This is a genomic window from Microcystis sp. M165S2, assembly GCF_020245885.1.
Classification (GTDB): Bacteria; Cyanobacteriota; Cyanobacteriia; order Cyanobacteriales; family Microcystaceae; genus Microcystis.
The window spans coordinates 1-3,737 of the sequence record NZ_JADBTZ010000043.1 but is presented as its reverse complement, the minus strand read 5'-3'; the positions used below and the strand labels follow the sequence as shown (position 1 = coordinate 3,737).

Here is a 3,737-nt window from a genome sequence, read left to right as displayed (position 1 = left end):
CTGATTGGCCCGCACCAATCCCCAGAAATCATGGGAGTCTGGGTCATAGAAAAACATTTCTAATACCCCATGCTCCCGATAGAAAGACTGCTTTTTGAGCATTTCCCTGGCACTATTGCTCGGAGAGAGGATTTCAAACACCACCTGGGGAGCAATATTGTCTTCTTCCCATTGTTTATAGCTGCCCCGCTCACCCGGTGGACGACCGAAAACCACCATGGCATCGGGAGCTTGACGGGGAGCGGGTGGTACAGTTACCTGCTGGGGATACCAGAGCAAATCCCCGGCGACAAAGACGGTTTGCCCCTTAAATAAATACTTGAGATTGGCAACCAAGCGAACAATCCAGCGATATTGAACTGTGTTGTCGGCCATAGGTTTACCGTCGGAGTCAGGATAGAAAAGTTGGGGTTCGATGGGTGCTTGAACCATGCTTTATCTCTTGCGATCGCATTTTTGCCTAACTTTATTGTATCATCGCAAATCCTCGGTTTGAAACTCTGTCCTAAAAGGACGACTTTGCCTTATACTAAATCCGTTGAGTATAGGCTACATATCAGGACAGGCAAAAGGCTTCGACGGTGAGGTCGGTCGAACCGCCGAACGGCGAAAGGGGGAATAAATAATCAGTTTTTAATAACAGGATTTAGGATTACATCTAAATTTTTAATAAAGTCGAGAAGGGTTGATTTTCTTGTAGGAGCGAAAGATTTCTTAAAATTTGGTTTTGCACTTAATAGTGGTTCTGAAGGATCTGGTACTTTTGCTTCTTTTCAGGTCTTTGATAGCAGCAATAACCTACTTGCTTCCTCTACTAAAATCACCTGTAATTTGACAGGTTGACGAGGGTTCGCCTTGAGGTAATGGCTAGGTACTTGTATTTCAAAACTGGCAAATCTAGCTGTTAGTTTAGCTAGTCTAGCCTCGTGATTAGGATTGCGTTTTACTTGCACATCTAGGCTACCACAGGCTTTAATTTCTCTGATGGATTGATGTAAATATTTAGTCTCTGGATGCCCTGACTTTTCCTTGTCTTCGACGAGATAGTTAACTTTTCGGTTATGAGTTCCTCAGATTAATAAATGAGAGTTAGGATTTCTTGACTGGGCAAATAAATCAAATATGTCTGCCTCACAATCTCCGATTGTTACTACTTGAATATCTTCGGGTATTTGTTGTTGTGTTTCTGAGCAAGAATTTAACCATCTTTGACTTTCTTTTTCTTGGGTTTCTCTTTTTTTTCGTTGCTTGGCAATCCCTAAATTCTTTTCTTCTCTTGCCCAGACCTATTGATTAATCAGTCCTAAAGGTATTCCGACCGGGGACACTCCTAATGTGGTATGAACTTTGAGACCAAAGGAGGTTTTACAATCTAGATAACCCATTCCTTTTTTGGCTTTTTGTGTCGTAAAGTCTAAACTGGTTGTGTCTTGCACTGCCAAAACTATTGGATGTTCTTTGATTCTTTCTACTGTACTTTTAGCTTGGGCGGCAATTATATCTGAGGGGTGAAAATAGGGGGAATTCCAAAAGTCATAGGTGGCACTCGCTGCCGCTAGATTTCCCGAAGCTTGTGGCACACTTGTACTAATTTGGCTGGCCAAGTTTTCCACGATACTGATTAACCTTTTCTTTCTTCTGGTATCGCCTAGGTCTGCATACTGTAATTCTTGGGCTGCCCATTTCTCCATTTTTTTGCTCACCTCGACCTTGATTCCTTCTTTCAAAACTATACCGATCAATCGTTTCCCTTTTTTTTAAGTTTCTTCTCTTTTTGTTAAGAAAGATCTGACTAATGGATAGGGTATAAACGGGGGCTGTTCGAGTATTAGCAGGATATCAGGTAAGTCGGGATTAGCAATTCTCGCCCCACCAGCGATCGCTGTTGCCAAAGAATAGGGCGTAATTGCCCAAATTTTTAGCCCACAGGGACGAGGTATTTTTTGAGCATTCATTGCGAGATTTGTCAAATTATTTAAGAAATGTGAAGGAGCGCAAAGGAAAATTAAAAGAAGGGAAGATATAGATGTTGGGGAGAATACTAAGTGCTAATCTAAGGTTATCCCATCTATTCCGAGGTTAACCGTCGAACGGGAGAAACAATCACCGGATTCCCTTGCTGGCGGCAAAAATCAGTTTCTTTAAATGAAAGTTAACAGAACTTCGCATTTCTGTTAAGAGAAGGTTTAGAGAAACTTGTTAGAATAGAGGTAGATAAATCCAGTTGCAAATAGGCGCTCGACCCGATGAATTTTCCGTGCGATCCGACAAAAAAAAGAGAACGAGAACACCGACAATATCTAGACTGTGACCTCTAATTGACTTTCAATCAACAGCGCGATCGAGCAGTTTTTTTGAGGATTAAATTCCTGGCATCAACATCCCTTAAAAATAGTTGATGTGGGCAGTCCATAGCAAAATTTTTAGATGGAGTAGTGAGTATGAAGCTATTGATTCAGGGCAATAATATCGCTGTCACCGAACCTATTCATGATTATGTGGAACAAAAGCTGGAGAAAGCGGTGAAACATTTTAACGGCATAACCACAAAGGTCGATGTTCACCTCTCCGTGGAAAAGAATGCACGCATTCCCGATCGTCACAAAGCGGAGGTAACGGTTTATGCTAATGGAACAGTGATTCGCGCTCAAGAAGGAAGCGAAAATTTGTACGCGAGTATTGATTTAGTTTCTGATAAAATCGCTCGTCAACTCCGCAAGTATAAAGAAAGATTGGTGGATCATCGCACCAACGCCACCGTTAAAACTAGCGAGGTGGTGCAAGAGAAACCCTTAGATGATAGCCTAATTGGTGATCGCACTCCCGAATTACCTGCGGAAGTAGTGCGGATGAAATACTTTGCCATGCCACCGATGACTATTGAGGAAGCACTAACACAATTGCAATTAGTCGATCACGATTTCTTTATGTTCTGCAACAAAGACACTAACGAAATCAACGTTATCTATCAACGCAATCACGGCGGTTTTGGTGTTATTCAACCCCGTCCCGTCAACCTAAATGGCAAAGAACTCCATTAACAGTTAGCGATTACAAATAAAACCAAAGACTGGAGAAATTCTCCAGTCTTTTTCTCATCTAACCAAGATTAACTTTAACCACTTTATTTTTTTCTGCCGCCGCTTTCGGGAGGGTGAGATAAAGAATACCGTCTTGATAGTTAGCGGTAACTTGGCTATTTTGCACCTCTACTGGCAGGGTAATCAAGCGACTAAATTTACCATAATAAAATTCGCTGTCTTCTACCTCGGCAGCGCATTCACGTTGCCCATTAATAGCCACCATTTGCTTGCTAACCTCCACATCGATATCTTTAATATCCATACCGGGTAATTCGATTTTTAATTCCACGGAATCCTCGTTAACGGAGATTTCCACCGGGGGACGAGATACCAATGAAGTTGTCGGTAATACTTCTTGAAAAAGTTGATCGATTTGACGTTGGACAGAATTAATTTCTAGGAAGGGAGAATAAAGAGTGAAAGCCATAGTAATAATTTCCTTGAGAGGTTTTCTCTGACTGCGATTATCTCCATCTTAAGCAACTAACTTGACTTCCACAAGGCGGTTTTCAGGAAATAAAAAGTCGCAATAACCGATACAGTTATCAGTTATCAGTTATCAGTTATCAGTGGCAAGTGGGGAAGTGGGGAAGTGGGGAAGTGGGGTGTGGGAAGTGGGAAGTGGGGTGTGGGGTGTGGGGTGTGGGGTGTGGG

General features: G+C 42.1%; 3 protein-coding genes and 2 pseudogenes. 1 reads left to right on the top strand and 4 read right to left on the bottom strand.

Translation table 11 applies throughout. The annotated features are described in order from the left end of the window. From IM479_RS02365 to IM479_RS02355, 3 genes and pseudogenes are all read right to left on the bottom strand, one after another. A partial coding sequence (locus IM479_RS02365; protein ID WP_287685411.1) for a Uma2 family endonuclease occupies positions 1-432 on the bottom strand: 432 nt, incomplete at its 3' end. Between the two features lie 374 nt (positions 433-806). Next, a pseudogene (locus tag IM479_RS02360) lies at positions 807-1,691 on the bottom strand (IS4 family transposase); the annotation flags it as partial. A gap of 120 nt (positions 1,692-1,811) precedes the next feature. Next, positions 1,812-1,955, bottom strand: a pseudogene (locus IM479_RS02355) (lipoyl(octanoyl) transferase LipB); the annotation flags it as partial. 486 nt (positions 1,956-2,441) lie between these two features. Between IM479_RS02355 and hpf the strand changes: the two are divergent. Further along, positions 2,442-3,041 carry a ribosome hibernation-promoting factor, HPF/YfiA family gene (hpf, locus tag IM479_RS02350; protein WP_287685415.1) on the top strand — a complete coding sequence of 200 codons (600 nt, stop codon included), beginning with the start codon at positions 2,442-2,444 and terminating at the stop codon, positions 3,039-3,041. 58 nt (positions 3,042-3,099) lie between these two features. Here the strand turns inward: hpf and IM479_RS02345 are convergent, their stop codons facing one another. Continuing rightward, positions 3,100-3,510 carry an Hsp20/alpha crystallin family protein gene (locus IM479_RS02345; protein ID WP_287685416.1) on the bottom strand — a complete coding sequence of 137 codons (411 nt, stop codon included), beginning with the start codon at positions 3,508-3,510 and terminating at the stop codon, positions 3,100-3,102. Positions 3,511-3,737: the final 227 nt, after the last annotated feature.

Bases quoted from the DNA above. Each gene is read 5' to 3' on its own strand.
- hpf (WP_287685415.1), top strand. From the start codon at position 2,442: ATGAAGCTATTGATTCAGGGCAATAATATCGCTGTCACCGAACCTATT.
- IM479_RS02345 (WP_287685416.1), bottom strand. From the start codon at position 3,510: ATGGCTTTCACTCTTTATTCTCCCTTCCTAGAAATTAATTCTGTCCAA.